Below are 4,889 nucleotides of genomic sequence, written 5' to 3' on the forward strand. Positions count from 1 at the left end.
GACAGGGGCCGGCCCGCTCCGTCGTCTCCGGAGGCGTCCGGTGGGCCCGGCCCGCCCTCAGCCCGCCAGCTCCGCGAGCATCGCCGCCCGGAAGCGCAGGGTGCCGGCCAGCCGGGAGAAGGTCTCGGACCACGCGGAGTCCGGGGCGGCCCCGGCGGCCAGCTCCTCCACCGCGGCGGCCGTCTCCGGGGCGAGCGCGCGCTCCGTCATCCCGAGCACCCCGCTGTGGCTCCACGGGTACGCCCCGGAGGCCGCCGCCCGGGCCAGGGCGGTCACCACGGCGGTGGACAGCGGCGGCGTCCACGGGGTGGCGCAGGCGCCGAGCAGCTGGAAGGCCTCGCCCAGCCCGTGCACCGTGATGAACGCGGCCGTCCAGACCGCCCGCTCCTCCGGCGGGAGGACGGCCAGCAGCTTGGCCGGGGCGCCGGTGGTGCGCAGCGCGCGGGTCCGGGCGCCGCGCCCGGACGGGACCGGGGCCGGACCGAGCAGCGCCCGGGCCCAGTCGGCGTCCTGCTGGCGGATGGCGGCCCGCGCCCAGGCCTCCCGCAGGTCGTCGGCCCAGCTGCTGCTGGTCTCGTCGATGCTGTCGCCGACCCGCAGGGCGAGCAGCTGCCCGGGCGTCAGCCCGGTGCTCTCCGGCCAGAGCGACAGCGGTGCGGCGGCCACCAACTCGCCGAACCACCAGGCCCGTTCGCCGCGCCCGGTGGGCGACTTGGGCGCGATCCCGTCGCGCTGCATCTGCGCGTCGCACTCGGTGGGCGGGGTGACCAGCAGGTGGGTGCCGGTGTCGGCGAGCCGGACGGCGGCCCGCGCCCGCTCGGCCATCCGGACGGCCAGCGCGGAGCCGGGCAGGGTGGAGAGCAGCTCGGCGGCGGTGGCCCGGACGTTCTTGCTGCGGTCGCCGAGGGCGGCCTCCAGGAACGGTTCGTCGGCGGGGGAGAGGCCGTCCTGGAGGGCGTCCAGGAAGAGCAGGCGGTCCTCGGCGCGCTCGGTGGACCAGGTGCCGCGCAGCAGATCCAGGCCGGCCGCGGGATCGCGGCGGCGCAGCTGGGTGAGGTGGGTGACCCGTTCGGCGAACAGGCCCTCGTGCCAGAGCCGGTCGTCGGTGGGCTGCCGCGGCAGCTCGGGAGCGGTGGTGCGCAGCACGAACCGCCAGTCGGGGTTCTGCTCGGCCAGCCAGCGGCCCGGCGGACCGGCCAACGCCACGGCGTCGGCGCGCAGTTCGCTGCGGGCGCGGGCGGCGTCGAGCAGGCCGGGTATCAGCGCGGCGGGCGGGCGCAGGCCGCTCGCCCGGGCGGTGGCGAGCCACTGCGGCAGCAGCTCGGACAGGTTGGCCAGGGTGCCGCCGGTGCCGGCGCCGCCGCCGGTCCGCCCCGAGAGCAGGACGGCCAGCCGGCGGGCGGCGGGCTCGGGCAGCTCCGGGCGGGTGTCCTCGGCCGCGGGCGGGCCGGGCGGCTCGGCGGCGGGTACGGGCAGCGCGCCGGCCCGGCGGCGGACGGCGGCCAGCGCGGCCAGCTCCAGCAGGGCGGTGGCCGGATCGCCCTGGTCCACGGCGTCGGCGAGCGGCAGGGCGGTGGCCGGGAGCGGACGGCGGTCGGTGCCGAGCAGGGCGCTGGTGTGCAGGGTCTCCCACGGGTCCTGGGTGATCGTCATTCCTGGTGCTCCTAGAGATTGGTGAGGCCGACCGGGCGCTGGTCGGCGGCCCAGGCCGTGACCGGGCCGAAGCCCTGGTGGCCGTACTCGCCGAAGACCGTCAGCGGGCGGCCGGTGGAGACCGCGGCCAGCCGCCACAGCGCGGCTTCCGGGACGGCCGAGGCGCGGACCGGCACGGTGTGGTGGCCGTCCGTCAGGAACCAGCCGTCCGGGGTGCGGACCGGGACGACGTCGCTGAGCACGGTGGGCCGGCTCTCCAGCCACGGGTCGTCGGCGACGGCGGTGCCGTAGCCGGCCACCGCCTCGGCGACGGTGAGCCCGGCCGGCGGGCCGGCGGGGCCCGGCTCGGGGGCGCCGTAGCGCTCGCGGAGGTCGGCGCGCAGCGGGTGGGCGGCGGGGAAGTAGGCGAGGTCGGCCTCGACCAGACGGCCGGTGGGCAGGGCGAGGGCGGGGGCCTGGCCCTGGTGGCCGAAGGAGAGCAGCAGGGCCGGGCGGCCGGTCTTGGCGCCGCGCAGCCAGACCCGGCGGGTGGTGAGCCGCTCGTCCGTGGTGTCCCGGGTGCCGAGGACCAGCCAGCGGTCGCGGACGGTGGGGCCGGCCGTGCCGGGGTCCGCGGGGAAGCCGACCCGGGTGCGGACGGTGGCGGCCAGCTCGGCCGGCAGTTCGTCCATCCGGGTGGCGGCGGTGGCGAGCAGGTGCAGCATGGCGTACTCCTCCAGCAGCCGCTCCTGCGGCAGCGCGTCCAGTTCGCGGACCCGGGCGGCCAGCCCGGGGGCCTGCGCGTCGACCATCCGGGCGGCGACCTCCTCCCAGGGGCCGGCGGTGGACTGGTCGGCCAGGCCGTGCCGGACCCGGTCGGCCAGCCGCAGCCGCAGCTCCGCCGCCCCGACCGCGACCTTGGCGCCGCGCTTCTCGATCCGGCGCCGGGTGGTCTCCGGGTCCTCCTCCTTCTTCTCCGCGCGCTTCTCGGCGCGCTCCTGGCGGGAGGTGAGCCACTCGGAGACCCAGTCGGCGGGCTCGCCGGCCGGGACGGCCGCCGGGGTGCCGCTCCACAGCAGGAGGAGCCCGAGCGCGTGCTTGCACGGGAACTTCCGGCTGGGGCAGCTGCACTGGTAGGCGGGCGTGGCGAGTTCGATCGCGGTGCGGTACGGCGTGCGGCCGCTGCCCTTGCACTCGCCCCAGAGGGCGGTGCCGTCGGTGCCGGTGCCGGACCACGGCGCGGGCGCGGAGAGCTTGCCCGCCGCCTTCTGCGAGGCGGCGTCAGGTGCCAGGGACAGGACGTGTTCGGTGCTCCAGCGTTCCTCCATGCGACCGACCGTAGGCGGCGGCACTGACAGTGGCTGACGGCCCGTCCGGAGCCCCGGGCGGGTTGTCAGTGGCTCGGTGCAGGGTTGGTCCCACAGGCCGGGACGCCGACCTGGCTCCCCCCGATCACCACTCCGCCCGGGGCACCCGTGTGCCCGGCGGCCGACCCGAAGGAGCCCCCATGACCGACGTTCTGCGGCAGCACGCCGAGGACGCGTTCGCCGGTGAACTGGCCGCGCTGGCCGCGCAGGACGACCGTCCGCGCCCCGAGCGCTGGAAGCTCTCGCCGTGGGCCGTGGCGACGTACCTGCTCGGCGGCGAACTGCCCGACGGCACCCGGATCACCCCCAAGTACATCGGCCCGCGCCGGGTCGTCGAGGTCGCCGTGACGACCCTGGCGACGGACCGGGCGCTGCTGCTGCTCGGTGTGCCGGGCACCGCGAAGACCTGGGTGTCCGAGCACCTGGCCGCGGCGATCAGCGGCGACTCCACGATGCTGGTGCAGGGCACGGCCGGCACCCCCGAGGAGGCCGTCCGCTACGGCTGGAACTACGCCCAGCTGCTCACCAACGGGCCCAGCCGGGACGCCCTGGTGCCCTCGCCGCTGATGCGGGCGATGGCCGACGGGAAGATCGCCCGGGTCGAGGAGCTCACCCGCATCCCGGCCGACGTGCAGGACAGTCTGATCACCATCCTGTCCGAGAAGACGCTCCCGATACCGGAGTTGGGCGCCGAGACGCAGGCCGTGCGCGGCTTCAACGTGATCGCCACCGCCAACGACCGCGACCGCGGCGTCAACGAGCTGTCCAGCGCGCTGCGCCGCCGCTTCAACACCGTGGTGCTGCCGCTGCCGGGCTCGCTGGACGAGGAGGTCGACATCGTCACCCGGCGGGTCGGCCAGCTCGGCCGCTCCCTGGACCTGCCCGAACTGCCCGGCGGCGCCGAGGAGATCAGGCGCGTGGTCACCGTCTTCCGCGAGCTGCGGGCCGGGATCACGGTGGACGGCCGGACGAAGGTCAAGACCCCGAGCGGCACCCTCTCCACCGCCGAGGCGATCTCGGTGGTGACCAACGGACTCGCGCTGGCCGCCCACTTCGGCGACGGCGTGCTGCGGGCCGGGGACGTGACGGCCGGCATCCTCGGCGCCGTCGTCCGCGACCCGGTGGCGGACCGGGCGGTCTGGCGCGAGTACGTCGAAGGGGTGGTGCGCGAGCGCGACGGCTGGAAGGACTTCTACCGCGCCGCCCGCGAGGTGGGGGCGTGAGCGAGCGGTGCGAGCGAACCGACGAGAGGCGCCCGTCGTGGGAATCACCTGCCGAGCGAAGCGAGGTGGGGGCGTGAGCGAGCGGCGCGAGCGAACCATCGAGAGGTGCCCGTTGTGGGAATCACCTGCCGAGCGAAGCGAGGTGGGGGCATGACCAGCCCTGAGGTCGCCCTGCTGGGCATCCGCCACCACGGCCCCGGCTCGGCCCGGGCGGTGGCCGCCGCGCTGGCGCACTGGCGGCCGGACGCGGTGCTGATCGAGGGCCCGCCGGAGGCCGACGCGATCGTCCACCTGGCCGCCGAGAAGGACCTGGTCCCGCCGGTGGCGCTGCTCGCCCACGCGGTGGACGACCCGGCGAAGGCCGCCTTCTGGCCGTACGCCGAGTTCTCCCCGGAGTGGGTGGCGATCCGGCACGCCGTGGACCACGACCTGCCGGTCCGCTTCATCGACCTGCCCGCCGCGTACGGCTTCGCGCCCGCCGAGCCCGTCGATCCCGCCGAGCCCGCCGCGGACGGTGAGGCCGGCGACGCCGCGGAGGCCGGAGCCGAGGAGGTCGGCGCCGACCCGGTCGCCGACCCGCTGGCGCTGCTCGCGGAGGCGGCGGTCTCCCGCGCCACGCGCTTCGCCTCCTGGTCGTCGGCGGATTCGACGATGATGCTGAAGGTGA

General features: G+C 76.8%; 4 protein-coding genes. 2 read left to right on the plus strand and 2 right to left on the minus strand.

The genetic code is table 11. The annotated features are described in order from the left end of the window. Positions 1-57: 57 nt before the first annotated feature. On the minus strand, positions 58-1,653 hold the full coding sequence (locus ACFU6K_RS31315; protein WP_380668750.1) for a DUF5691 domain-containing protein: 1,596 nt from the start codon (positions 1,651-1,653) through the stop codon (positions 58-60). A gap of 11 nt (positions 1,654-1,664) precedes the next feature. Continuing rightward, the gene (locus tag ACFU6K_RS31320) at positions 1,665-2,960 is read right to left on the minus strand and encodes an SWIM zinc finger family protein (RefSeq protein WP_380668752.1); all 1,296 of its coding nucleotides are present in this window, start codon (positions 2,958-2,960) and stop codon (positions 1,665-1,667) included. Positions 2,961-3,139: 179 nt separating this feature from the next. Between ACFU6K_RS31320 and ACFU6K_RS31325 the strand changes: the two genes are divergently transcribed. Further along, positions 3,140-4,222 (plus strand): AAA family ATPase, encoded by a 1,083-nt coding sequence (locus tag ACFU6K_RS31325; RefSeq protein WP_380668754.1) that lies wholly within the window; start codon positions 3,140-3,142, stop codon positions 4,220-4,222. A 150-nt stretch (positions 4,223-4,372) separates the two neighbouring features. Then, the coding region (locus ACFU6K_RS31330) for a DUF5682 family protein (RefSeq protein WP_380668755.1) at positions 4,373-4,889 on the plus strand (517 nt) is incomplete at its 3' end.

This window comes from Kitasatospora sp. NPDC057512, from assembly GCF_042802135.1.
Classification (GTDB): Bacteria; Actinomycetota; Actinomycetes; order Streptomycetales; family Streptomycetaceae; genus Kitasatospora.

What these genes read in the sequence shown, in the direction of transcription:
- ACFU6K_RS31315 (WP_380668750.1), bottom strand. Translation starts at nt 1,653, where the DNA reads ATGACGATCACCCAGGACCCGTGGGAGACCCTGCACACCAGCGCCCTG.
- ACFU6K_RS31325 (WP_380668754.1), top strand. Translation starts at nt 3,140, where the DNA reads ATGACCGACGTTCTGCGGCAGCACGCCGAGGACGCGTTCGCCGGTGAA.
- ACFU6K_RS31320 (WP_380668752.1), bottom strand. Translation starts at nt 2,960, where the DNA reads ATGGAGGAACGCTGGAGCACCGAACACGTCCTGTCCCTGGCACCTGAC.